Annotated in this window: 27 protein-coding genes and 1 pseudogene; 22 read left to right on the top strand and 6 right to left on the bottom strand. The window is 47.9% G+C overall.

The window, feature by feature from the left end; genetic code table 11:
- The first annotated feature begins 41 nt into the window (after nucleotides 1-41).
- On the top strand, nucleotides 42-1,418 hold the full coding sequence (zwf, locus tag HWQ44_RS11035) for a glucose-6-phosphate dehydrogenase (RefSeq protein ID WP_179075990.1): 1,377 nt from the start codon (nucleotides 42-44) through the stop codon (nucleotides 1,416-1,418).
- Between the two features lie 385 nt (nucleotides 1,419-1,803).
- Nucleotides 1,804-2,037, top strand: coding sequence for a hypothetical protein (locus HWQ44_RS11030; protein WP_179075989.1), 234 nt, complete (start codon nucleotides 1,804-1,806; stop codon nucleotides 2,035-2,037).
- A gap of 221 nt (nucleotides 2,038-2,258) precedes the next feature.
- Here the strand turns inward: HWQ44_RS11030 and HWQ44_RS11025 are convergent, their stop codons facing one another.
- Nucleotides 2,259-2,477 (bottom strand): metallothionein, encoded by a 219-nt coding sequence (locus HWQ44_RS11025; RefSeq protein WP_099070196.1) that lies wholly within the window; start codon nucleotides 2,475-2,477, stop codon nucleotides 2,259-2,261.
- Nucleotides 2,478-3,202: 725 nt separating this feature from the next.
- Nucleotides 3,203-3,385 (bottom strand): hypothetical protein, encoded by a 183-nt coding sequence (locus HWQ44_RS11020; RefSeq protein WP_179075988.1) that lies wholly within the window; start codon nucleotides 3,383-3,385, stop codon nucleotides 3,203-3,205.
- Nucleotides 3,386-3,473: 88 nt separating this feature from the next.
- Between HWQ44_RS11020 and HWQ44_RS11015 the strand changes: the two genes are divergently transcribed.
- The 3 genes from HWQ44_RS11015 to HWQ44_RS11005 all read left to right on the top strand — a co-directional run bounded on the left by HWQ44_RS11015 (nucleotide 3,474) and on the right by HWQ44_RS11005 (nucleotide 5,859).
- Nucleotides 3,474-4,661: an NADH:flavin oxidoreductase/NADH oxidase gene (locus HWQ44_RS11015; protein WP_179075987.1), complete on the top strand. Its 1,188-nt coding sequence runs from the start codon at nucleotides 3,474-3,476 to the stop codon at nucleotides 4,659-4,661.
- Between the two features lie 286 nt (nucleotides 4,662-4,947).
- The gene (locus HWQ44_RS11010; protein ID WP_179075986.1) at nucleotides 4,948-5,424 is read left to right on the top strand and encodes a hypothetical protein; all 477 of its coding nucleotides are present in this window, start codon (nucleotides 4,948-4,950) and stop codon (nucleotides 5,422-5,424) included.
- A gap of 3 nt (nucleotides 5,425-5,427) precedes the next feature.
- Nucleotides 5,428-5,859, top strand: coding sequence for a hypothetical protein (locus HWQ44_RS11005; protein WP_179075985.1), 432 nt, complete (start codon nucleotides 5,428-5,430; stop codon nucleotides 5,857-5,859).
- Here HWQ44_RS11005 and HWQ44_RS11000 read toward each other — a convergent pair.
- Nucleotides 5,823-6,395, bottom strand: coding sequence for an IS630 family transposase (locus HWQ44_RS11000; protein ID WP_256874657.1), 573 nt, complete (start codon nucleotides 6,393-6,395; stop codon nucleotides 5,823-5,825). The two genes, HWQ44_RS11005 and HWQ44_RS11000, sit on opposite strands and share 37 nt — an antisense overlap.
- A gap of 5 nt (nucleotides 6,396-6,400) precedes the next feature.
- A complete protein-coding gene (locus tag HWQ44_RS10995; RefSeq protein WP_256874656.1) occupies nucleotides 6,401-6,898 on the bottom strand; it encodes a helix-turn-helix domain-containing protein in 498 nt (165 codons plus the stop codon).
- Between the two features lie 93 nt (nucleotides 6,899-6,991).
- Between HWQ44_RS10995 and HWQ44_RS10990 the strand changes: the two genes are divergently transcribed.
- Nucleotides 6,992-7,456: a hypothetical protein gene (locus HWQ44_RS10990; RefSeq protein ID WP_179075984.1), complete on the top strand. Its 465-nt coding sequence runs from the start codon at nucleotides 6,992-6,994 to the stop codon at nucleotides 7,454-7,456.
- A 386-nt stretch (nucleotides 7,457-7,842) separates the two neighbouring features.
- Nucleotides 7,843-9,096, top strand: a complete 1,254-nt coding sequence (locus HWQ44_RS10985) for a transposase (RefSeq protein WP_256874655.1) — start codon at nucleotides 7,843-7,845, stop codon at nucleotides 9,094-9,096.
- On the opposite strand, the gene HWQ44_RS10980 is transcribed toward HWQ44_RS10985, so the two are convergent.
- Entirely contained in the window at nucleotides 9,071-9,520 is a 450-nt protein-coding gene (locus HWQ44_RS10980; protein ID WP_179075983.1) for a DUF1931 family protein, read from the bottom strand. The two genes, HWQ44_RS10985 and HWQ44_RS10980, sit on opposite strands and share 26 nt — an antisense overlap.
- 509 nt (nucleotides 9,521-10,029) lie before the next feature.
- Here HWQ44_RS10980 and groES point away from each other — a divergent pair.
- The 13 genes and pseudogenes from groES (at nucleotide 10,030) to HWQ44_RS10915 (ending at nucleotide 23,018) form a co-directional block, all read left to right on the top strand.
- A pseudogene (gene groES, locus HWQ44_RS10975) lies at nucleotides 10,030-10,362 on the top strand (co-chaperone GroES).
- The gene (locus HWQ44_RS10970) at nucleotides 10,256-10,477 is read left to right on the top strand and encodes a hypothetical protein (protein ID WP_292718412.1); all 222 of its coding nucleotides are present in this window, start codon (nucleotides 10,256-10,258) and stop codon (nucleotides 10,475-10,477) included. The pseudogene groES and the gene HWQ44_RS10970 overlap by 107 nt, the downstream one beginning before the upstream one ends.
- A gap of 37 nt (nucleotides 10,478-10,514) precedes the next feature.
- A complete protein-coding gene (gene groL / locus HWQ44_RS10965; protein ID WP_292718380.1) occupies nucleotides 10,515-12,152 on the top strand; it encodes a chaperonin GroEL in 1,638 nt (545 codons plus the stop codon).
- 495 nt (nucleotides 12,153-12,647) lie between these two features.
- On the top strand, nucleotides 12,648-13,076 hold the full coding sequence (locus HWQ44_RS10960; protein WP_292718379.1) for an Hsp20/alpha crystallin family protein: 429 nt from the start codon (nucleotides 12,648-12,650) through the stop codon (nucleotides 13,074-13,076).
- 45 nt (nucleotides 13,077-13,121) lie between these two features.
- Nucleotides 13,122-13,712: a thioredoxin domain-containing protein gene (locus HWQ44_RS10955; protein ID WP_179075978.1), complete on the top strand. Its 591-nt coding sequence runs from the start codon at nucleotides 13,122-13,124 to the stop codon at nucleotides 13,710-13,712.
- Between the two features lie 243 nt (nucleotides 13,713-13,955).
- On the top strand, nucleotides 13,956-15,845 hold the full coding sequence (gene dnaK, locus HWQ44_RS10950) for a molecular chaperone DnaK (protein ID WP_179075977.1): 1,890 nt from the start codon (nucleotides 13,956-13,958) through the stop codon (nucleotides 15,843-15,845).
- Between the two features lie 185 nt (nucleotides 15,846-16,030).
- Nucleotides 16,031-16,804 (top strand): ChaB family protein, encoded by a 774-nt coding sequence (locus HWQ44_RS10945; protein WP_179075976.1) that lies wholly within the window; start codon nucleotides 16,031-16,033, stop codon nucleotides 16,802-16,804.
- A gap of 277 nt (nucleotides 16,805-17,081) precedes the next feature.
- The gene (locus HWQ44_RS10940) at nucleotides 17,082-18,278 is read left to right on the top strand and encodes an alcohol dehydrogenase catalytic domain-containing protein (RefSeq protein ID WP_179075975.1); all 1,197 of its coding nucleotides are present in this window, start codon (nucleotides 17,082-17,084) and stop codon (nucleotides 18,276-18,278) included.
- A 95-nt stretch (nucleotides 18,279-18,373) separates the two neighbouring features.
- Nucleotides 18,374-19,045 (top strand): BON domain-containing protein, encoded by a 672-nt coding sequence (locus HWQ44_RS10935; RefSeq protein WP_292718375.1) that lies wholly within the window; start codon nucleotides 18,374-18,376, stop codon nucleotides 19,043-19,045.
- Nucleotides 19,046-19,123: 78 nt separating this feature from the next.
- A complete protein-coding gene (locus HWQ44_RS10930) occupies nucleotides 19,124-19,777 on the top strand; it encodes a TMEM175 family protein (RefSeq protein ID WP_179075973.1) in 654 nt (217 codons plus the stop codon).
- A gap of 158 nt (nucleotides 19,778-19,935) precedes the next feature.
- Nucleotides 19,936-20,775 (top strand): aldo/keto reductase, encoded by an 840-nt coding sequence (locus HWQ44_RS10925; protein ID WP_179075972.1) that lies wholly within the window; start codon nucleotides 19,936-19,938, stop codon nucleotides 20,773-20,775.
- 188 nt (nucleotides 20,776-20,963) lie between these two features.
- The gene (locus tag HWQ44_RS10920) at nucleotides 20,964-21,800 is read left to right on the top strand and encodes a YfdX family protein (RefSeq protein WP_179075971.1); all 837 of its coding nucleotides are present in this window, start codon (nucleotides 20,964-20,966) and stop codon (nucleotides 21,798-21,800) included.
- Between the two features lie 228 nt (nucleotides 21,801-22,028).
- Nucleotides 22,029-23,018, top strand: coding sequence for a YfdX family protein (locus HWQ44_RS10915; protein ID WP_179075970.1), 990 nt, complete (start codon nucleotides 22,029-22,031; stop codon nucleotides 23,016-23,018).
- Here the strand turns inward: HWQ44_RS10915 and HWQ44_RS10910 are convergent.
- Complete coding sequence (locus HWQ44_RS10910) at nucleotides 23,008-23,229, bottom strand: hypothetical protein (RefSeq protein ID WP_179075969.1); 222 nt, start codon at nucleotides 23,227-23,229, stop codon at nucleotides 23,008-23,010. The two genes, HWQ44_RS10915 and HWQ44_RS10910, sit on opposite strands and share 11 nt — an antisense overlap.
- A gap of 117 nt (nucleotides 23,230-23,346) precedes the next feature.
- Here HWQ44_RS10910 and HWQ44_RS10905 point away from each other — a divergent pair, with 117 nt between their 5' ends.
- Entirely contained in the window at nucleotides 23,347-24,351 is a 1,005-nt protein-coding gene (locus HWQ44_RS10905; protein WP_179075968.1) for a DnaJ C-terminal domain-containing protein, read from the top strand.
- Nucleotides 24,348-24,665: a chaperone modulator CbpM gene (locus tag HWQ44_RS10900; protein WP_179075967.1), complete on the top strand. Its 318-nt coding sequence runs from the start codon at nucleotides 24,348-24,350 to the stop codon at nucleotides 24,663-24,665. Before HWQ44_RS10905 ends, HWQ44_RS10900 begins: the two co-directional genes overlap by 4 nt.

Below are 24,665 nucleotides of genomic sequence, written 5' to 3'. Positions count from 1 at the left end.
CCCCCCTGCTTCCCCTCTCCGCGTCGATATGGAGGTTAATCATGGCAGCTTTACTCTCCGATGCCCTGGTATTTTTTGGGATCACAAGTGATTTAGCCTACAAAAAAATCTTTCCTGCCTTACAGGCGATGATTCAGCGCGGTCATTTTGACATTCCGATTATTGGAGTGGGTAGGCGAGATTGGAGCATCGAACAATTACGATCTTATGTGCGTAAGAGCCTGGAGGAACAGGTAGGCGTTGATGAGGCAGCTTTCCAGAAACTGTGTTCATTACTTTACTATATTTTTGGTGATTATAGCGATCGCGCCACCTATGATAAATTATGCCAGGTACTCCAAATAGCTGAAGCTCCTCTGTATTACTTAGCCATTCCTGCCAGTTTGTTTGCGACGGTTGTCGAAGGGTTAGGTCAATCAAGTTGTGTAAAGAATGGTCGCGTTATGGTAGAAAAACCCTTTGGACGCGATCTAGAATCGGCTAGAATACTGAACTGCATTTTGCACTCTATCTTTCCCGAAAGTCATATTTTTCGGATTGACCATTACTTGGGAAAAGAACCAGTCCAAAACCTTCTCTACACTCGCTTCGCCAATTCATTACTCGAACCGATTTGGCATCGCGTCAGTATTGCCAGCATCCAAATCACGATGGCTGAAAAATTTGGCATCGATGGACGGGGACAGTTTTATGAAGAGACAGGCGCTATTCGGGATGTGGTGCAAAATCATCTACTTCAGGTGACGGCGTGTTTAATGATGGACTCACCCATCAACGAGCAGCATGAAGCCATCCGAGATGAAAGAGCGCGATTGCTCAAATCCATAGATCCAATCGAACCCTCAAATGTAGTGCGCGGGCAGTACAAGGGCTATCGCCAAGAACCTGGTGTAGCTCCTGATTCCAAGGTCGAAACCTTCGCGGCGGTTAAGCTCAACATTGATACTTGGCGCTGGGCTAGCGTTCCGATTTACATTCGTGCAGGCAAATGTTTACCGAGTACAACTACTGAAGTTGTGGTCAGGCTCAAGCGTCCGCCGCAGGATGTTTTTGGCGAGCGTGCCTTTGGATTAGCAAATTATTTCTACTTTCGTCTTAGTCCAAATGTGCTGACTGCGATCGGCATTCGCTCTAAAACCCCAGGCGACGGAATGGTGGGTAGCGAAGTCGGACTAGTCGCTCAAGTCGAGCATGGCAATGAGATGAATCCCTACGAGCGGCTTTTTGAAGATGCCATGAAAGGCGACTCCATGTTGTTTGCTCGCCAAGATGAGGTGGAAGCACAGTGGCAAATTGTCGCTCCTATCCTAGATCAAGCAACCCCTGTTTACGAATACGCACCCCATAGCTGGGGGCCTCCTTTGGCGGATAGCATGATTCCCCCCGACGGCGGTTGGCATAATCCTAATGAGACGTGATATCTTCCTATACTGTACTCGAAGAGTTGGTATTGGTTTTCAAGTTTACTCATTAATGCATCTCTCCCATGTCTCAAATCGCAATTATAGAAGCCTTCGCCGAACTAAATTTCCGGCAGTCCCATTTTTTTCATCACCTCTAGCAGCAGAACAACATCATCGATTCGTTCTGAAATTATTCGTTGGGGTATGTGTGCCATTTTTCACTCTTACCATCTAAAGTTACTTCACAACAAGTTTTTTGCTGGGACAAGGCTTGGCGAGTGCCTGTTTTCGGAAAGCTTGCTTCTTCACATATCCCCTATTTCATCAAATTCATTCTCGATTACGCGAACGGTGAGTATTAGATAGTCTTCATAGCGGTAGTAATAAAAATCTCACAGACTTGAGCGACGAGGAAAGGTGGTTTGCCCGTGAATACTTCCCGACGCTGATTGACGAAGCCGAATCATCGCCTGAAGATGCCTTAAATCACATAGCTGAGGTGGCTACAGTCCTTACTATGAGCAAGTTCCGGCGAATTGTGGATTTCTCCACGCCTCAAGTTAAAGCTGACTTACTGATGATTATCTTGCGTTGTCTCCCCACTGAAGTTTACTCAGACTTTGCCCCACTGTAAGCTGTAACTAACCCGACAGTGACCTGATAAAATTTATCGGTTTTCATTTCTACTGACCTATCAGTAGTAAAAGATGCTCTGCTTCATGATTGTGTACTTAATCATTAGGTGAGCGTCCGGTTCACTATGTCTTGTCACGCTTTTTGAACCCCAGAAAGAGCGTGAGTGCATTAAAATTATCCACTGAATCAAAAATTCAGTGGTGCTTCTAGGTCGTGAGTTCAAGCTACCACTGATTGTAACTGCGAATTGTGAATTGGTAATTGCGAATTGGATTGACAATCACAGCCTGTGTGACCACAGCCTTGCCCATTGGGATGATTATTGGCACATTCTTCTCCACAGTAAGCTTTACCATCTTTGATGACAGCATCAGTCAGAGAAACAACGCATAGGCAAGATGGACAAGCACATTTCATTTGAGTAACGGTTGTAGTCATGGATAACATCAAATTTGTTTTGAAGTCATATTATTGAATTGTTTAATAAATAACCATCTGTCTCAAGTAACTATTAAGCTGCTTCAATAGCTATAATTTATACAACCTGATTTTTAACGGCTCTTTGCATCTGCATAATCAAATTTGGCTATTTTTTTGCAGGTGCTTAGAGGCTTGAAGTGATGAACCTTCTAATCAGAACCGCCCCAACTCCAAGTAGGATTACCATTCTTTAAGCCTTTATTCACCACAACTAAAGGATAATTATTAGGATCAAAGCCGCCTGCCATATCCAAAATAAAGTAGACCGTAACTATGGACTAGCCTGCGAAATTTATTTACCGTCTGGCTGATTTTGGTCGTTTTACCACTTTTATTATAAGTTCGACTTATATTTGTTTTCTCGAAATCGGCTGTTGTACATTCCTGAAAAAACGGTGTCATAAACTACTATTTTTTAGCGATCGCCAAACTTTTCGGTCTACTGACAATTATCTATGTCATTTTTGAATCTTCTTTAGTTTTTATTAGGAAATAAGATGCGTTTCCCCTGGACTACCTCCTACCTTCTGCCTCCCAGCATCTCCTCAGATTTTCCTTAGATTTACCAACTAGCGTTAGTGTTCAAGTTCAGCAAACAATGTCTATGTTATGGAACTGGGTGGGAGCCAACATGCCACTCTAATGTAGGCTGGGTCATACATCGGCGCACCGCAAGGTTCTACCTATGTCCGTCCCGGTGATGTTTTAATCTTATATGGTCGCTTTGCTGCGTTCAGTGAGCTTGTATTCACGACAAGCGGGAATTTTGGGAGAATATGCTCACAAAGATGCGATGGGCTACGCCCCGCCGTAGGCGATCGCAAATCAGCAGAGACTCCTTTGAGAACACGATCGTCAAGATTCATAAATACCAGTTTCCACCTATCAGTCTGCCAAAAAAAGTTGAAAGTCAAACGTTAAGTGTGAGTTCATAAAGCACCGAAAAGTAAAATCATGACTACACAGAACATAACAACTTTGTCATCATCTCCAGCCCAGACCGAATTAAAAACCCCAGGTTATCAAGGCTGTCAATCAAGGAGTCTGCACGACTCGGAAATACCCGAAGTGGATTTGTTTACTCCACTAATAATTCGAGATATCACCTTGCCAAGTCGCGTGGCGATGTCACCAATGTGTCAATACTCAGCAGAGAATGGATTTGCTAACGATTGGCACTTCGTCCACTTAGGGAGTCGGGCTGTGGGAGGAACTGGTCTGATTATGGTTGAAGCGACAGCCGTAACACCCCAAGGACGGATTACACTTGGCGACCTTGGGCTTTGGGACAACAAGCAAATCGAGCCACTAACTCGCATTGTGCGCTTCCTTCGCCAACAGGGATCTGTTACAGGGATTCAATTAGCCCATGCTGGAAGGAAGGCAAGTTGCAATGTTCCTTGGTTGGGCGGTACGCCACTGACACCTGAACAAGGAGGTTGGCAGCCTGTCGCACCTAGCCCAATTCCTTTTCAAGAGAACGCTCCTGTACCGATATCCCTCGATGAGCGTGGTATTCAAGAAGCGACCTTCGCGTTCGTTACAGCAGCGCAGCGTGCCCTGCAAGTAGGTTTTCAAATGATTGAAATCCACGCAGCACATGGATACTTATTGCATTCTTTTCTTTCACCACTCAGTAATCGCCGAACAGATCGTTACGGCGGTTCGTTGGAGAACCGAATGCGTTTATTACTGGAAGTAGTAAGGCGAGTACGAGATGTTTTGCCCAACGGGATGCCGCTTTTTGTACGCATCTCCGCTACCGACTGGGTAGAAGGAGGTTGGGATCTCCAGCAATCAATCATATTGTCCCGTGAACTAAAGACTCTAGGCGTTGATTTGATCGATGTTTCAACAGGAGGTTTAGTACCCCATGCCAGAATTCCTGTGGAGAAAGGCTATCAAGTCCCTTTTGCTGCCAAAATCCGAGAAGAGGCTGGGATCATGACAGGGGCTGTGGGGCTGATAAATGAGGCTGAGTATGCCGACCAAATAATTACTCGTGGGTGTGCAGATTTGGTTCTCATCGGTCGAGAATTACTCCGCAATCCATACTGGTCGATTTATGCCCGTTGTAGCTTGGATGAAGAACCTAATTGGCCTGTGCCTTACGGTTATGCAGTTAAACGACAGAGAAGGTGAAAAATTTGGCGTTGCACAACAGTGGGATCAACTAGAGAAGGCAGGGGCATCAGTGAGAGGTTAAGGTAATTGCACATTTGTCAAGAGGGTGCAGGAAAAGGCGAAAAATCAAGCTTGGAGACTGGCTTTGGCAGGGCTTTGACTACTCTTAAGTCTTGATTTTCTGGGGCAGCAAAGTACTTAATCGGGTCAAATATATTAGGACTAGCCCTTTCAAGGTGTTGTGTAATGGCTTGATTTGTAGTTTGCTCAAAAGAGGTGAAACTCTGTTGGGTGGAGAATAGAAATGTTGCTAGGGCAGGTGTTTGAGCGATTTATAAAAGAAAGTCCAGTTTCCGTAATGGTTCGTGGACTTTTAGAAAAAGCGTTATGTCCCCAAATTCTGGATGAACTGTTTGAACGTAGTGCAAAAACCCAGTATACTCGCGAGTTATTATTCTCCACAGTCGTCAATTTGATGAGCCTTGTCGTCTGCGGAGTTCACCCATCAGTACACGCAGCACACCAAGCATCAGTTGAAAAAATAGGTGTTTCAGTTACCTCGGTCTACAATAAAATCAATGGCATTGAACCGAGTACCAGTGGGGAGTTAGTCAGAGAGGTTGCTGGTCAAATGGAAGCGACGATTCGACACCTTAATGCAACAATGCCTGATTTGCTACCAGGTTATCGAGTAAAAATTATTGATGGTAATGCGATCGCAGCTAGTGAACATCGTTTAAAAGAACTGCGCCAAATCAATAGCGCTCCATTACCAGGGTAATCTTTGGTTGTACTAGACCCAAGCTTGATGCTGGCAGTAGATGTATTTCCTTGCGAAGACGGTCATGCCCAAGAACGTTCTTTATTTGATGAAGTGCTACCTACTGTTGAAGAAGACGATGTTTGGCTGGCAGACCGGAATTTTTGTACACTCAAGTTCTTATTTGGTATTGCTGCTGAAAAAGGCTACTTTATTATCCGACAGCATCAAAGTATGCCTTGGCAGGCGACTGATGATTTCCGGTTAGTGGGTCAAAGCGATAGTGGTGCTGTATTTGAGCAAAACATCATTTTGAGCGCCGATGATGGTCAACTGTTAAAGGCACGTCGTGTAAAAGTTTGTTTAGAGCAGCCTAATCGTGACGGTGACAGGGAAATTTTTATTCTCATACCAATTCTCTATGAAGTTGCACTTAATAAAGCGGAGATAATGTAATCCCATCCACAAATCGATGCGTAGTTTACCGCCGTAGGCATCGCTTCGGTGGAAATAGAATCAAGAACCTGTTTGAGCTTGTGTCTTAATTGATCTAAGTGGGTGCAATGTTGCCAAGACAATTCGTACTTGATGTGTTCCCATAAACGCTCAATGGGATTAAGCTCTGGACTATTGGGGGGCTGAAAAATTGGAATAACATTATCAGGCCATTTTAAGTCCAAAGATTTATGAAAACTCCCATTGTCCATTTGTATTAAATTCAGGGCATCAGGGTATGCTGCGGAAAAAAGGGATAAGAAATCTTGAAAACAAGTACCATCAAGATGAGAAAATTCCCAAAAAAAGCTATCTCCAGTTATTGGTTCAACAACACCATACAGGTAAAAATTTTGTCGTTGCCATCCAACAATACCTTCGGGTTTAACCCCTTTGAGGGTAATTGTGCGACCGATTATAGTTTTAAGCCCTAAGCGACTCTCATCTTGACACCAGTACCGTACTTGTTTACCTGTCCCTAAATAGCGTATCAACACTTGAATTATTTCTGGCAGTTTTTTTTAAAGGCTTCTTGGACTTCTGGTTTTGCTTTGGCACTGCGCGGACGAGGTACTTTCAATTTAGCATTTAGCTTGTAGCGTACAATTTTGTGTACAGTTTTGTACGCAGCCACAATCTGGTACTCCTGCCTCAGCCACTCTTGGATTTGACTATAACTCTTGAATCCTTCAGGTTGGCGAAGACGTTCTGTAAGTTGGTTCATCACCGTTTCTGGAATTAAGGCAGACAATCCTTTGGGTGTTTTGACTTCCAGCAATGCATTCATCCCCCTTTGTTTATACCGTTGCAGCCAGCGATACACTGTTGATTCATCTCTTCCCAAGCGTTGTGAAAGTTCCTGTCTGGTTGCGATCGCACCTACCTTAATCCAGTAAAGCATCTGTAGTCTTTCTTTACTTGTTGCTGTTACTGCATGGCGTAATCGGTGTTGTAGTTCTTCTTGACTCTCGGATACTTCAACTTGGAAGCTATTTCCCATACCCCTATACCCTGTTTCTGCTTCTACTAATTTAGTGCATCTTCATAGAGAACTGGTATCACTAATTTATCGTCTGAGGTTATAGATGCGCTTTTGATAGCCCAACTCTATCGCAAACGTTGGAAACTCGAAACTTTGTTTCAAGTCCTAACAGAAAACCTCTGCTGCGAGATTAATACATTAGGCTACCCAAAGGCAGCTTTATTTACCTTCTGTATCGCTTTAGTCGCCTATAATGTGCTGTCTGTGGTTAAGGCTGCACTCAGGATTGAAACGGAAGTTTCCAACTACTACTTAGCTGACGAAATCAGGGGTACTTATCGGGGGATGATGATTGCGATTCCCCCTGAAGAATGGGGTATTTTCCACAACATAACCTTCATGGAATTATCGCAAATTCTCAAACATCTGGCAGGTCTTGCCAAGTTGAGAGCTTTTCGCCGCCACCCAAGAGGGCCAAAGATTGCTCAACCAAAACGAACTTATCTTAAGAACAAGCCCCATGTCTCAACTGCTAAGATTTTAGCCCAGAAAGCACAGAACATTAACACACCTTGAAAGGGCTAGTCCTAATATTATGTAACCATTGTCATCAGGCTCAACTACATCTTTCACGTTATCCCATAGTAAACGAGGCGTTAACTTTTCTGTTTTCAAATAATAGTTAATTTTATCATGGCTAATACTCTCTAAATGCTCTGCCAAATTGGTAATGGTATAATTAATTTGGCTACTAAGTAGATACTGGCAATAATGTAATTTAGTAAACTTCATATTCAAAAGTATTCGTTACAGTAGCTTGAGCAGCAGCCCAAAAGAAAAGTTTGGTGTGAAAAGGAACAGTTTACATTTGTACTCTAGTTCATTTCATGTGCATCTTTATAGTACTAAAGTACTATTTACTAGCGATCGCATTGTGCCAGTTGCGTAAGTCCTGTATTAATATGAAAACACTGAAGTTTAAGCTATATCAACACAAAAGAAATAGACACCTCAAACGCATGATAAATGCTGCCGGGGTAATCTACAATCATTGTATTGCCGTACACAAACGCTACTACAGAATGTGGGGCAAGCATTTGAGGAGTGTAAAACTTCAGTCTCATATTGCTAAATTAAGAAAGCGTAACCCATTCTGGCAAACAGTAGGTTCTCAAGCAGTACAAGATATTTGTCAACGCATTGATAAAGCCTATCAATTGTTTTTTAAACATAATAAGAAAGGAGTTAGAACACCGGGATTTAAGAAAGTTAAAAAATACAAATCATTCACCCTCAAACAAGCTGGCTATAAGTTTTTAAATGGCAACAGAGTAAAAATTGGGAATCGAGTATATCAATTTTGGAAGTCTAGAGAGATTGAGGGAACAGTCAAAACCCTAACCATTAAACGCACACCGTTGGGTGAGTTGTTTATGGTTGTGGTAGTTGATGAGGGGAACAAACCAGAAGTTGAAGTTAAGACGGGTAAAATCGCTGGCTTTGATTTTGGATTGAAAACATTCCTCACCCTTTGGGTTCGGGAGTTTGCCATCGACGGAAACCGCCAAGACGGCAACTCCCTCACTTGTTCAGACGGGACTAAAATTGAATCACCCCAATTTTTCAAGCAGTCACTCAACGCCATCAAAATAGCCAGCAGACAGCATTCCCAAAAGTTGAAAGGCTCATCTAATCGTGAACGAGCTAGAAAGAATTTAGTACGTCGATACGAGGATATTTCTCATCGTCGGCATGATTGGTTTTGGAAGTTGGCACATCATTTGACTGATAAATTTGATGTATTATGTTTTGAAACACTAAACCTGAAAGGAATGCAGCGTCTTTGGGTGAGAAAAATCTCTGATTTGGCGTTTGGAGAGTTTCTACAAATACTAGAATGGGTTGCCAAAAAGAAGAAAAAGAGGGTTGTTTTCATCGACCAATGGTATCCCAGCACTAAGACTTGTTCTTGCTGCGGCCATGTTTTAGAAAGTCTTGATTTGTCTACTAGAGAGTGGCGCTGTCCGTCCTGTCAGTCAGTAAACGGGAGGGATAAAAACGCATCTCAGGTAATTTGTGCAGTCGGGGCATCGACTGTTGGGTTAGGTGATGTCAGTCGGGCGGGAGCCTGCTATCGCTGTTTGAGCCTAGAATCCCCACCCTTGAAGGGTGGGGAGTATGTCAATGAGTCTACAGCAGCAAGTCAAAAATGCTGAAGGCACGCTCCCACTGCATCGTCTGGGGGTTCTTGAGAGCAGGATCGATGATCTTGAAGGTGCGGGCAAGTGCCACACTAAGTCCACCCACGATGTCTGGAAGCCGTGCCTCGGTCTCTTTACTGTAGTCCAGGTCGAGCAGTGGTCGCGTCGTCATGTAATCCAGTATGGGCTTTAGCTCAATCTCCTCGTTGATCTCCTTGAAGTTGTGAATTCTCTCCTCCAGTCCCTTTGTAATAGGTACATCAAAAGGTTCGATGATGTCGCGCCCGTTCGCCTTCGCCGTAGCCTGGCCACGAAGGAGAAGATCGTAGGTTTTATGATTGACGAAGTCGCTGTAACGCTTAAGGTCGTTCTTGTCCACGTCTAGACCTGCCACAGTGCGGAAGAAGCGCTCGAACTTAGAAATACTGATTACTGACATGATTTAAATCCTCTTTGAGAACATTAAACAACCTCAGTGTTTAACGGTTGAATTGAGCAGATGCTAATAACCTTGAACTTAGTACTGACGACTCTCTTCAGTCCGCTCCAATGAGGTTTTATTTCAATACAGTTCGGTTAATAGTAGCCGCACCCTTTAGCCTGTGAGCTAAATCTCACAACCAATCACATTTGCAGTGCTTTGCAACTCAGCCGATATCTGCAACTATCAGTACATTCCACCATCGTACTCAATTAAGCTGAACCTCAACAGAAATTCTTGCACGCCCGGTTTTTGCCATACAACTGTTTTGCAACTTCCATGATTTCCTCAGAAAGTCCTTAGATTTTTTGGTTAAGGTAATAAGCACTGAGCAGTATTTTTGACAAAAAAGGTAGGAGACATACTGCGGGGTACAGAAGAAAGATGACAAAAACTTTAGTTGTGGGTTTAAAGCCCACTCACTAATGTACCTAGTGCCTCCTGCCTTCTCAACAGGAGAATAGCCTATGGCAGCCGTATCGCTGAGTATTTCGACAGTAAAACCATTGGGCGATGTCTGCGACGGGCTACGCCTACGCATCTTTATTAAGGTCGCGCAAGCGGAAGAAAAAACTGCTGGGGGAATTTTATTGCCCGACACCGCCAAAGAAAAGCCACAGATTGGAGAAGTGGTGCAAGTCGGCCCGGGGAAGCGTAATGAGGATGGATCTCGTCAGCCAATGGAAGTGAAAATTGGCGAATGAGTTCTCTATTCCAGATATGCCGGAACCGACATTAAACTCGGTAGCGAAGAATACGTGTTGTTGTCTGAAAAAGATGTCCTGGCGATCGTGGAGTAAGCAGCTTTCAAAGGGACTGAATATTGGGGAAAAGAGAGCAGGGGGAGCAGGGGGAGATAAAACTCCTAACTCTTGTACAGACGCGATTTATCGCGTCTCTATTCAGCACTACTGAAAACATCCTAATTAAAATTAACAAGGACAATATTTCTATGGTAAAGACAATTCTGTACAAGGACACGGCCCGTTGGACATTGGAAAAAGGCTTTGACGCTCTGACCGAAGCCGTCGCTGTCACCCTCGGTCCCAAAGGGCGGAATATAGTTTTGGAGAAAAAATTTGGCGCTCCTCAAATCGTCAATGATGGAGTAACTATTGCCAAAGAAATTGAACTAGAAGATCCCGCTGAGAATACCGGGATTTCCTTGCTACGTCAAGCAGCCTCCAAGACAAACGATGTCGCGGGTGACGGAACCACCACTGCAATTGTGCTGGCTCACGCGATGCTTAAAGAAGGGCTACGCAACGTTACGGCTGGTGCCGATCCCCTGACGGTGAAACGGGGGATTGATAAAGCTACAGAATTCGTCATCGAAAAAATTAAAGAACACGCCCGTCCAATTAAAGATTCTAGGGACATTGAGCAGGTTGCAACCATTTCAGCGGGTAATGACCCCGAAGTGGGTCGGATTGTGGCTGAGGCGATGGAAAGAGTGGGCAAAGAAGGTGTAATCTCTCTAGAAGAAGGCAGATCCACAACGACCGAACTGGAAGTCACTGAAGGAATGCGCTTTGATAGAGGGTACGTTTCGCCTTACTTTGTGACTGATCCAGAGCGAATGGAGGCAGTGCTGGAAGAACCCCACATTTTAATCACCGATCGCAAGATTACAATGGTTCAAGATTTAGTGCCGATTCTGGAGCAAATTGCTCGGACAGGCAAACCCCTACTAATCATTGCGGATGACATTGAAAAAGAAGCCTTGGCAACTTTAGTTGTAAACCATTTGCGCGGTGTGCTGCGAGTCGCGGCGGTGAAGGCTCCCGGCTTTGGCGCTCAACGTAAAGCCATGCTGGAAGACATCGCGGCGCTCACAGGTGGTCAGGTGATTAGCGAAGATACGGGCTTGAAGCTAGAAAATGTCAGGTTAGAAATGCTTGGTAAAGCCCGGCGAGCGATCGTTACCAAAGACGACACAACCATCGTGGCAGAAGGCAACGAAGAAGCTGTCAAAGCTCGCATCGAACAAATTCGTCGCCAAATCCAAGAAGTTGAATCCTCCTACGATAAGGAAAAACTGCAACAACGGCTGGCGAAACTGGCAGGTGGTGTCGCGGTGATTAAGGTCGGTGCTGCCACCGAAACTGAACTCAAAGACCGCAAGCTACGTCTAGAAGATGCAATTAATGCCACCAAAGCCGCAGTTGAAGAAGGAATTGTGCCCGGTGGCGGTACAACAATAGCACACATTGCTCCCCAGCTTGAGGAATGGGCAAAGAGCCAAATGAAGGATGAAGAGTTGACGGGCACTATGATTGTGGCTCGCGCCCTTTATGCTCCACTACGTCGCATTGCTGATAATGCTGGTGCTAATGGTGCGGTGATTGTGGAGCGCGTCCGTGAACTGCCCTTTGATGAGGGATACGATGCCGTTGCTAATAAATTTGTGAATATGTTCGAGGCGGGCATTGTCGATCCAGCGAAGGTGACTCGTAGTGCTTTGCAGAATGCTGCATCTATTGGTGGTATGGTGCTGACCACTGAGGGTGTTGTGGTAGAAAAACCTGACAAGCAGGCGAAAGCGCCAGCTGGTGTCGGCCCTGGCCCTGGCGAAGGCTTCGATTATTGAGGAGACTGGGTATTGGGGAGCCAGTCGCGTGCAAAGAGAAGTGCAGTCTTTGGGAGACACTGCGTTGCGGAGGTTCCCTCCGTTGTAGCAAGTGTCGTCTTTGCCCCTTCGGGTGACGCTCCTGCGTCGCTAACGGAAGTTTCAACTCTACGGGAACCGCCAAGACTTGAACTTCCTCACCAAGTGGAGCAACTTCGGAGGGTTTCCCCCGTTGATCGAACTGGCGTAACTGAGAAAGGTTAAAGGGAAGTTATTTGTTTTTCCCCTTACAATTTTGCCTTGTCCCAATCCCCAATCATCATAATTTCCTCAGAAAGCCCTTAGATTTCTTCTTTATAGTGTCAACAGAGTTCAGCACTGGCATGATAGCAACGCTGTTTCAGCGACTGACAAAACCCAGTCTAATGCAGAATTCTAAACACTCAAGTATAGATCATCAGGAGACTTAAAATTATGGCACTCGTTCGTTAGGAACCTTTCCGAGAAGTTGAAAGTTTGCAGCGGCAGTTAAACCGCTTGTTTGATGAGATAGCACCGACAGGTCGTAGAGAAGAGGAAGGCATTGCCTTTATTCCCTCCGCAGAGATTCAAGAAACCCCCGATGCGGTTCATCTCAAGGTAGAAATTCCCGGTGTAGACCCCAAAGACCTAGATGTGCAGGTATCGCCAGAGGCAGTATCTATTTCCGGTGAGCGCAAGTCAGAAATCAAAACGGAAGAAAGAGGCATCACCCGCACCGAATTCCGCTATGGCAGGTTTCAGCGCGTAATTCCGTTGCCTACCCGTGTCCAGCACGATCAGGTGCAAGCAGAATACAAAGATGGCATTCTCAAGCTGAGGCTGCCCAAGGCTGAAGAAGATAAGAACAAGGTTGTGAAAGTAAACTTAGGTGACGGGCACAGGGGCAACGGGCAAGGGCAGTGACGCAATGTTTTCCAAAGCACTCCCTTAAGAGCAGGAGGTGACAACATGATCACAACAGCAACAGGCGAACTTAGCCTCCCAGTTAGCGATGCCTTCTCTTTCAGAGACGCTACCGCGAACGGCACACCTGAAGGTGAACGCGACCATATCCGAGGGCCAAAAAATGCACCCGTCACCCTCGTGGAATACGGCGACTATGAGTGTCCCTATTGCGGTCGTGCCCATTTCATCGTCAAAGAACTCCAGCAGTTGACCGGGGATCTCATGCGCTTTGTCTACCGCCACTTCCCGTTAACTAACGTGCATCCCCACGCCAAGCAGGCAGCAGAAGCAGCAGAAGCCGCTGGGGTGCGAGGTAAGTTCTGGGAGATGCACGACCATCTCTTTGAACATCAACAGGCGCTCGATCGCAAACATCTAATAGAATATGCCGCTAACCTCGGTCTTGATGTGCCTCGGTTTAGTCACGAACTCGCCGAGCACGCCCACGCAGCCAAGATACGCGAAGACTTACTCAGCGGAATCCAGAGCGGGGTCAACGGCACGCCGACTTTTTTCATCAACGGTGTGCGCCACGATGGCTCTTACGACCTCCGTTCATTGTTAGCCGCGATTCAAAACGCAGCCGAATCCTGAGTGCTAAGGAGCCAGAGGGCAGAAGGTTCAAGGATAGATTCTTCCCTCTGCCAAAAGGTCACAAGCCCACGCCAGTTTGCTCAAGTCGGGAAACCCTTACTTTCAGAAGCCGTTGTTAAATCCCCTAAATTTATTTATGGGGATTCCCCTTCTGCCCTCTGACTTCTTAATACCATTTATTCAACTTGTCCTGAATCCAGACTATCAATTTTTTATCCCAATCTTTGAAGGAGGTTGCTAACGATGGCAAAAATCGTTGGTATTGATTTAGGAACTACCAACTCCTGTATAGCTGTAATGGAGGGCGGACAACCCGTCGTTATTCCGAACACAGAAGGCGGTCGCACAACTCCGTCTGTGGTTGCCTACACCAAGAAGGGCGAAAAACTTGTCGGGCAAATTGCCAAGCGCCAGGGTGTAATGAACCCAGAAAACACCTTTTACTCCGTTAAGCGGTTCATCGGGCGCAGGTATGATGAAGTCACCCAAGAGGCAAAACAAGTTACTTACAAAGTGGCACGTGACAGTAATGGCAATGTCAAGCTACACTGCCCCGCTCTGAACAAGGAATTTTCACCCGAAGAAATCGCGGCTGAGGTAGTCCGCAAGCTGATAGATGATGCCAGCACATATCTGGGGGAACCAGTGAGGCAAGCGGTAATTACCACCCCTGCCTATTTCAATGACTCTCAACGGCAGGCTACCAAAGATGCCGGTAGAATTGCCGGGATTGAAGTTCTGCGAATTATCAACGAGCCAACGGCGGCTGCCCTCGCTTACGGACTTGACAAGAAAACTAACGAAACTATCTTGGTATTTGACTTAGGTGGTGGAACGTTTGACGTGTCTATCCTAGAAGTGGGTGATGGTGTGTTTGAAGTGAAAGCTACCAGTGGCGACACCCACTTGGGCGGTGATGACTTTGATAAGAGAATCGTAGACTGGCTAGCAACCGAATTCCAGCGTAACGAAGGCATCGATCTGCGTAAAGACAAACAAGCCCTGCAACGCCTCACCGAAGCAGCAGAAAAAGCCAAAATTGAACTGTCAGGCGCAACACAGACGAACATTAACTTACCTTTTATTACCGCAACCCCGGAAGGCCCGAAACATCTAGATATGACCTTAACGCGGGTACAGTTCGAGCAAATGTGCGCCGACTTGTTCGATCGTAGCCGCATTCCTGTCGAACAAGCTCTGCGCGATGCTAAACTGAGTCCCGCAGATATTGACGAAGTAATCCTAGTGGGTGGTGCAACTCGAATGCCGGCTGTCCAGCAACTGGTACGGCAGATAATAGGCAAAGACCCGCACCAGGGTGTCAACCCGGATGAAGTCGTAGCAGTGGGTGCAGCGATTCAGGCGGGTGTGCTTGGGGGTGAGGTAAAAGACGTACTGCTCCTAGATGTTACGCCGTTGTCGCTGGGTGTTGAAACTCTAGGTGGTGTGACGACCAAGATTATTCCGCGCAATACCACTGTCCCAGTGAAGAAGTCTGAGGTGTTCTCAACGGCGGCTGACGCACAAACAAACGTAGAAATCCATGTTCTGCAAGGTGAACGCGAAATGGCATCCGACAACAAGAGCCTGGGAACCTTCCGACTAGATGGGATTCCTCCAGCTCCCAGAGGTATGCCACAGATCGAAGTTACCTTTGACATTGATGCTAACGGGATTCTGTCAGCAACTGCCAGAGAAAAAGCCACAGGTAAAGAACAGTCCATTAGCATCACAGGTGCGTCTACCCTCGACAAATCTGAAGTAGAACGGATGGTGAAAGAAGCCGAGCGCAATGCGGAAGAAGACCGTAGGCGGCGCGAACAAATTGATACCAAAAATATGGCGGATTCTGTCGCCTATCAAGCCGAGAAACAGCTTCAGGATTTGGGTGACAAAGTGCCACCAGCAGATAAGTCCCGCGTGGAAGGCTTAATTCGAGACTTGCGTCAGGCAATTGAGCAGAACAACATCGATCGCATGAAGTCTCTCACCAACGAAATTCAACAAGCCCTGATGCAAATCGGCACTGCGGTCTACTCACAAGCAGGCGCATCTCCAGATGGCGGTACCTCCGCAGACGGACAACGCAGTGGTGAAGATGTCATTGATGCAGACTTTGTGGAACAAAAGTAACAAGACGCAGTGAGCAGTCCGTTGCTCTGGTTCTCAGAGTTAAAGGAACTGCTTTAGGGAGCCTGCGTGCGTCACCCTCTGGGTGACGCAGTGAAATTATCAAATACTCTCTTCCTATCCCCGCATCCTTAAATCTGCGCCACATTTCGTGATGCTATCTAGTTCTTTAATTTGGAGTAATTTTTATGACTTCTACATCTGAAAAAACCGCCCTCAAAAGTGTCTCTGCTATCTTCAAAGATGAAAAGAAGATGCAAGAAGTGGTTGAGCGTCTAATCAATCGCGGTATTCCCAAAGATCACATTTCGATTATTGGTCGCAATTTCCATGCTGAAACTCGTATCTCCGGATTTGTGACTAAACAAGATGTGATCTTGGATGGACTCGCCACCGGAGCGATTTTTGGATCGCTGTTTGGTTCTCTCTTGGCTTTACTTACGGGCGTGGGCGTGTTGTTCATTCCCTTTTTAGGAACCGTAGTAGCAGCAGGCCCTTTGGGAGCAGCATTATTAGGAGCGGCAGGCGGTGCTTTATATGGTTCCTTGGGAGCAGGCATTGGAGCTGCCTTAATCGCAATGGGTATGCCGGAGGACAAAGCTGCTATTTACGAAACACGCCTGAAAGCAGGTGAGTTTTTACTGGTCGCGGAAGTGCCACAAGAACAAGCAGACGAAGTTGTCTCACTGTTAGAAAGTGCGGGTGCGGAAGAAGTCGCTATCACTGACATGAAGATTCCCCGTCAACCAAAAGGTGAACTGGCAGATAATGAGCAGATTTCACCAGAAATTAGAGCAAATCTGTCGGACGACGCACAAAAAACTTTTGTTGATACCTACAATCGGTCGTTCAGAGAAGCCAATGGAAAAGATAATGCCTTGACGAAGGCTTGGGATCGGGTCAAACAGGTGTTCGATCGCGACGAAAAAGGCACTTATTCCAGGTCTAAAGTCAGATCGTAAATTTCCAGAGTTGCGATCACCTACGGTGGGGCGTAGCCCATCGCGAGGAACAAGGCACTTATTCCAGTCACAAAACAACTTAAAAAACTAGGAGAACCATCATGAACTGATATCACCGACTCCTTAAAGGGCTGCAAGTTTTGATCGTGGGCTTTCTTTTTTCCTCCCTTGAGTACTTGTGGCAGCCAATGCGATGTTGTTGCGCCCCGTGAAACTAGCTGAGGGGGCCTGAAATGAAATTTAGTAGTTCAAACCATAGAAAGAGGATGAACAAGCTATGGTAAGCAATCGTGGAGTAGTCTATGTGGGTCCTCGGAAAGTCGAGGTACAAAGTATCGACTTCCCAAAACTAGTTGACCCTCGTGGCAAGAAGTGCGAGCACGGTGTCATTCTCAAGGTGGTCACCACGAACATCTGCGGTAGCGACCAGCACATCTACCGGGGCCGCTTCGCCGTTCCAGAGGGGATGACGCTGGGTCATGAGATTACTGGTGAGGTCGTCGAGGTGGGCCGGGACGTGGAGTTTATTAAGGTCGGCGATCTCGTCTCGGTTCCATTTAACGTCGCCTGCGGCCGCTGCCGCAACTGCAAGGAGCGGCACACCGACATTTGCATGAACACCAACCCTGACTTCCCGTGCGGAGCCTACGGCTTCAACCTGGGCGGCTGGCCAGGCGGGCAGACCGAGTACCACATGGTCCCCTACGCTGACTTCCAACTGCTGAAGTTCCCCGACAAGGACCAGGCGATGGAGCGCATCCATGACCTCACCCTCCTCTCGGACATCCTGCCCACGGGCTACCATGGGTGTGTCATTGCGGGAGTTGGAACGGGCTCCACGGTGTACATTGCAGGGGCAGGACCGGTGGGTCGGTGTGCCGCCGCCAGTGCCCGCCTCCTAGGGGCCTCCGCCATCATCGTCGGGGACGTGAACCAGACCCGATTGCAGCTGGTGAAGAAGTCGGGTTACGAGACTGTGGACCTGACGCAAGACGTGCCGCTGGCCGATCAGATCGAGTCGATCCTTGGCGTTCGCGAAGTGGACTGCGGGGTGGACGCCGTGGGGTTCGAAGCCCACGGCCATGGGAAAGACGCTGGCGAGCAGCCGGAGGCTGTATTGAACGACCTGATGTCGGTGGTTCGCTTCGGCGGGGGAATGGGCATCCCTGGCATTTATACTAGCTCCGACCCCGGTGGTCCCACGGACCTGGCTAAGCAGGGGAAGTTGATCCTCGACTTCGGCAAGGCATGGATCAAGTCGCAGTTCGCCATGTGGGGGCAGTGCCCGGTGATGAAGTACCACCGACTCCTGATGCAGTCCATCCTCGGGGGCCGGATGGACTACCTGAGCGAGGTCACAAACATCGAGTTCATCTCGCTCGACCAAGCACCAGAGGCGTACCGGACATTCGACCAAGGGGCACCGAAAAAGTTCGTCATCGACCCGCACAACAGCACCAAGAAAGCTGCATAGAGCAGGATCATCCTGTGGCAGAAGCAGGTGTTAGAGCCTTTGAAATGAAGTTTAGCAGTTTTAAACCATAAGAGTAGCTCAAAGGAGAAACAACCATGACAACTGCAACCGCAACCCGAACTGACGAGGAAATCCAAAAGGATGTGCTGAATGAGTTGAAGTGGGATTCCCGCGTCCAGTCTACCGAAATCGGCGTAGCCGTCAAAGACGGTGTTGTTACGCTCACAGGCTGGGTCGATTCCTTTTACAAGCGCTGGGCTGCTGAAGAAGCTGCCCACCGCGTCCGTGGCGTACTGGCTGTGGCCAACGACATCGAGGTTCAGCTGCCGGTCTCTGCCGAGCGCACTGACGCCGACATTGCCGCAGCCGCCATTCATGCACTGGAGTGGGATGCCGGCGTGTCTATCGATAATCTCGACGTCACGGTCTCCAAGGGCTGGGTCACGCTCAGGGGTGTGGTCGAGTGGGAGTACCAGAAGCGCGATGCCGAGCGGGTTGTCCGCCGCCTGAAAGGTGTCAAGGGGGTGACCAACTTGCTCACCATCAAGCCCCGCGTGTCGCCGTCGGAACTCAGGCAGAAAATTGAGCAGGCGCTGATCCGCAGCGCGGAGACCGACGCGCTGCGGATCACGGTTGAGGTGGAGGGGAGCAAGGTCATCCTGAGGGGGGCGGTGCGCTCCTGGGCTGAGAAGCAAGAGGCAGAGCGGGCAGCGTGGTCGGCACCAGGAATCACCTCGGTGGAAAACTGGATCACGATCTTGCCCTAAGCCTGACCGTCAGAACGGCCGCCTCGACTGTCATCGAAGCAGGCACAAAGGTATGGTGGAACACAGAATCAAGTCACTATGCAGAAATCACGAGCATCAGCGGAGTCGGACACCCAGCGGATTGAAGCGTTTAGCGATGCCGTGTTTGCCATTGCCATCACGCTGCTGATACTGGAAATTCGCGTGCCAGAGTTGAACTCTACGGAGGGAACAACCAACACACTAAGTCTTGCCTCAGCATTATTCGTATTGTGGCCGTCCTACTTCGCCTACATTTTCAGCTTCGTGGTAATTGGAATTTTCTGGGCAAATCATCACTACGTCTTCCAACTCTACGAACGGAGCGATCAAGTATTTAAGCTGTTCAACCTCTTGTTTCTGATGTGTATTTCGTTTCTGCCGTTTCCAACGGCGGTCCTGGCTAGATGCATTACTGACGCACAGCAGCTGCAAACCGTAGTCGTCTTGTATGCGTTGGTATTGTTCTTATCAGTGTTGACATGGCTGCTCATCTGGCTATATGCCAGCCGCAATCATCGATTGCTGAACAGAAATCTCGACGGTCGATTCATCGCTTACCTCACCCGCATGTACATATTAACTAGCGTGTTGTACTTCTTAGCGCTTGTGCTGTCGTTGTGGAACGGTATCGCCGGATTGGTGTTATGCGTGGGATTGACATTACTATACACGCTGCCGCCGAAAAAGCCAGTGTATCGTAGCGGCGCATAAACGTGAGATCTCCTGAGGACATCAGGAACGAGCCTGAGGATGGAGAGTGAGGATCGCATCGGCGCGTTCGCGCAGCGTACACAGAGTGTAATCGCGCAGTGTACACGAAGTGTAATTGCTAACTTGCAAAAGAAAAGAATCTAGTCAGGAGAACAAGCATGGAACAGCGTCGGTTTGGTTCCACAAAGCGTGAGGTCGCGGTGATCGGTCAAGGGACTTGGTACATCGATCGCTGTGATCGCGCCTCCGCAATCGCCACGCTGCGTCGAGGTCTCGATCTCGGCATGACCCATATTGACACCGCCGAGATGTACGGCATCGCCGAGGAAGTCGTCGCCGAGGCGATCGTCGGGCGACGCGATGAGGTCTTCCTGGTCTCCAAGGTACTTCCCGAGAATGCCTCTCGGCGCGGGACGATGGCGGCTTGCGAGAAGTCGCTTGCTCGCCTCAAAACTGATCGACTGGACTGCTACCTCTTGCACTGGTGCAGTCAGCACCCGTTGGAGGACACAATTGCCGCCTTCGAGCAGCTTCAGCACGAGGGGAAGATTCTCTCCTGGGGAGTGAGCAACTTCGATCTGCCCGACCTTGAAGAGTCCCGGGCGATCGCCGGCGAGGGTCGTTTCGTCTGCAACCAGGTTCTTTACCATTTGAAAGAGCGCGCGATCGAGCATGCCGTGATTCCTTGGTGTGAGAAGCATGGCGTCGCCGTGGTCGCCTACAGCCCGTTCGGTCACGGGCACTTCCCAGATCCGCACACGACCGGAGGCCGCGTGCTGCAAGAAATCGCCGCCGCGCACAACGCGACCCCTCGCCAGGTTGCGCTTCGGTTCCTAGTGCGGCGGCCCTCGCTCTTCGCAATCCCCAAGGCCTCTAGCCCAGATCACGCAGCCGAAAACGCCGGGGCTGGGGAGCTCCAGTTGACCGAAGCCGAGCTTGATCGGATCGATAAAGCTTTCCCGCCCGATCCCCGTCCCCACGTGCTTCCAATGCTGTAGCTCGCCTGCAACCAACGAAGAGGCAAGGGAGCAGTCCGAGTGGAGCAGGGGAGAAGCCTCTGGTACAAGACCAAAGGAAAAACTAATGGGCTAGTAAAGGCTTAGAAGTAGATCGAACAATTGTTTGATCGCGATGAAAAAAACACCTATTCCAAACCCAAAACAAATTAACAAACAAGGAGAAGATTATGAACTCTCAAACATTGAATCAGCTCGATGCTCGTAATCAGCAAGAGATTGACAACGAGAGACAAAAGGCAACAGATGAAGCTCAAAGATGCGTAGATCAAGAAGCAGTTTCCGCGCTCAAAGAAACTCGAAATGCAATTAATGCCATTAACCAGAAAAATACTCAAGAAGCACTTCAAGCTTTAGAACGAGCAACAGGAAAACTTGAAATTCTAGTAGCACGATACCCTGAACTGGGTTTTGTTCCTGTGTCGGCTCAAGTAAATATAATCGATCTTGCCCCTGACAATTCTAATGAGATTGAGCGAATTCGTAATCGAATTAAGAGTACTGTGAATGGGGATGATTTTCGTACTGCTCGTCAACTGTTGAACAGCCTGGTGAGTGAGATTCGCACAACAATCTTTAATCTGCCACTAGAGACATATCCTGATGCCATGAAGGAAGCAGCCCGGTTATTGAACGAAGGTAAAACCGATGAAGCCAAAACGGTGCTGCAACTTGCCCTCTCAACCCTAGTGGTGACAGAAGTTGCTCGACCCCTACCGCTGCTTAGAGCCGATATTGACATAATGAGTGCAGTTGCTATAGCAGACAGCGATCGCGAAAGAACGCTGAGGTTGCTGGAAGATGCTCGCAACCATCTCAGGTTGACTCAACAATTGGGCTATGCCAAAGGCGATCCTGAGTATGCAGAACTTGAGCAGGCAATCCAAGATATCGAGCGGCAAGTTAGGGCAAACGAGAGAACCGCAGACCCATTGAGTCGGCTCCTGGAAAAATTCTCTAGTTTCTTCAAACGTATATCCGGAACCGCCCCCGCCCAACCAGCTTGATGAAGCTAGAAGGCAGGTGGTCACTGAGCGTAGCCGAAGTGAGGCAGGAGGCGAGAAGAGGATAGGGAGATAAGGAGCAGAGGAGATAGGGAGAATCAAGGGTAATTTTAGTCTTTTCTCCTCCGCTCCTTTGCCCCCTGCCCCTCTGCCCCTCTGCTCCCCTGCCCCTCCGCCCCCTACCTTCTTCAATCCAGGTGCAAAACAAGTTTATAAACCAGGAGAATGATCGTGAACCGATATCACAGATTCTTTAGAAGGCTGCAAGTCCTGTTCGTGGGTATTCTTTTTTCCTCGCTTTTATTCATCGCTCCCGTTCATGCAGTTAGCTCTGCTGCGGTATCTCCTGAAAGATTGAATCAGCTTGATACTAGTCTTCAGCAGGAGATTGAAAAGGAGAGGCAACAGGCAACAGCTGAGGCTGAAAGTAAACTGGATCGAGAAGCGATCGCCGCAATCGAAGAAACTAAAAAAGCGATCGCTGCCATTGAGCGGGGAAAGACTCAAGAAGCACTTCAAGCTTTAGAACGAGCAACTGGAAAAATTGACATACTGGTGGCACAATACCCTAAACTAGCTCTAATTCCGGTGGCGGCTCAGGTAGCGATAATCGATTTTGCCCCTCAGGATTTTAATTTGGTTGACCGAATTCGCAAACAAGTGAAGGGTGTTGTAATTGCAGAAGATTTTCCGGCGGCTCGCGAACTGTTGAACAACCTGATAAGCGAGATTCGCACAGCAATCGTCAATCTGCCATTAGAGAGATATCCAGATGCAACAAAGCAGGCAGCTCGGTTGTTGAACGAAGGCAAAATTGATGAAGCCAAAGGCGTGCTGCAACTTGCGCTCTCAACTTTAGTGGTCACAGAACAAGCTCGACCCCTGCCGCTAGTCAAAGCCCATACCGATCTAGTGACTGCGGTTACTTTAGCAGAGAAGGATCGCGACGCAGCACAGAGGTTGCTAGAAGATGCTCGTACCCAACTCAAGTTAGCTCAAGAACTAGGATATGCCAGAGGCGATCGCGAGTATGCAGCATTTGACAAAGCAATTAAAAATCTAGAGCGGCAAGTTAAGGCACGTGAGAACACAGCAGGCGCATTTGCCAAGCTTCAAGAACAATTCTCTAGTTTCTTCAACCGAGTATCCGAAGTCGTTAAACCAGATGATTCCCCGAAAAGGGCAGAAGCCAGAAATGAAAGGGAAAAGGTTAAAGGGTAAAGGGAAATGGCACTAAGAAAAGCGTAAATCCTTGGTATTCCTGGCTTTTGGGTGTGGGGTGTAGGGTGTGGGGAATTAAGAAGATGTTGAACTCCTTGACGCAGTTGCATTCAATTATCTGAAACACTACACCCAACACTCTACCCCCAACACCCTGCCCTGAGAAGGTTTCACCTTTTCTTCGTGCCATTCGGGTAAAGGGTAAAGGCATAATAAATTACATTAATATTACTTTCTTGCCCTTTTCCCCTTACCCTTTCCCCCTTACCCCTCATCTTCCTCATGCCCCTGCCCACCCGTCCCATCGCGTTAATTTCAAGAGGTGCTGATGGTTGCAGCAACCGATTTCAAAGATTATTACCAAATTCTCGGTGTCAGTAAGAACGCCACTCCGGAGGATATCAAAAAAGCCTACCGGAAATTGGCACGGAAATATCACCCGGACTTAAATCCTAACGATAAGCAAGCGGAAGCGCGGTTCAAAGAAATTAACGAAGCTAATGAAGTGCTGTCCGACCCGGAAAAACGCCAGAAGTATGACCAGTATGGTCAGTACTGGCAACAGGCTGCGGCGGGTGCATCTCCACCCAGAGGGGCGGGTACACAAGGTTATGACTTTAGCCAGTATGGCAACTTTGATGATTTCATTGATGAATTGCTGGGAGGGTTAGGTCGCAGTGGCGGTCGTACAAGGCAGCGCGGAGCTAATTATCACACAACAAGACCAGAAGGATTCCGGGACTACGTAGATTTTGGGTATGGAGAAGACCCCTCCAGCCGCTTCACTAATGTTCCCGCACAGGATACGGAAGCGGCGATCGCTCTCACTTTTTCTGAAGCGTTTCACGGTACACAGAAGCGGCTACAAATTGATGGAGAAACTATCACTGTTCGCATTCCGCCGGGAGTAAAATCGGGAAGCCGCATTCGAGTCAAAGGCAAAGGACAGATGAGTCCTTTTAGTCAGCAACGCGCTGATTTGTATCTGACAATTGAATTATTGCCCCATCCTTTCTTCAAATTTGAGGGCGACAATCTTGCTTGTGAACTACCTGTCAGCCCAGAAGAAGCAGTACTTGGCGCACAAATAGATGTTCCTACGCCTGATGGCAAGGTAACGATGACGATTCCGGCCGGTGTGGATTCCGGCCAAGCACTCCGGCTACGTGGCAAGGGCTGGCGCGATCCAAAAGGCAATCGTACCGCTTTGATTGTGCGGTTAAAAATTGTGACACCCAAAGATTTGAGTCCCCAAGAAAGAGAGTGCTATGAAAAATTGCGACAAGTTAGCAGTTTTAATCCCCGTCAAGGCTTAGAAGAGGTGCGATTATGATTTCTAACCTGAGTTTGTCTAGTGTGGTTTGGTCAGAAGCAGGCGATCGCCTCTATAGTTTCGAGCAAGCCGCCTACCTCACCCAGACCTCGGTTTTTTTGCTAGAACGATTTGCCCACCTGGGATTAATTGAACCTGTAGGAATCATGCTGCGCCGACAGGATATGTTTCGCGTTGTGCAGATTCAAAGGTTGCACCGCGATCTGAACTTGAATTGGGTCGGAGCAGCAATGGTGCTGGATATGGTAACTGAAATTGCCCAACTCAAGGCGCAACTGCGTGCCTACCGTGCTGAATTACAAATTCGTAATTAA

It is taken from the genome of Nostoc sp. JL34 (assembly GCF_017114945.1).
Classification (GTDB): Bacteria; Cyanobacteriota; Cyanobacteriia; order Cyanobacteriales; family Nostocaceae; genus Nostoc.
Note: the sequence above shows the minus strand (reverse complement) of the source record. Positions and strands in the feature narration are given on the sequence as shown.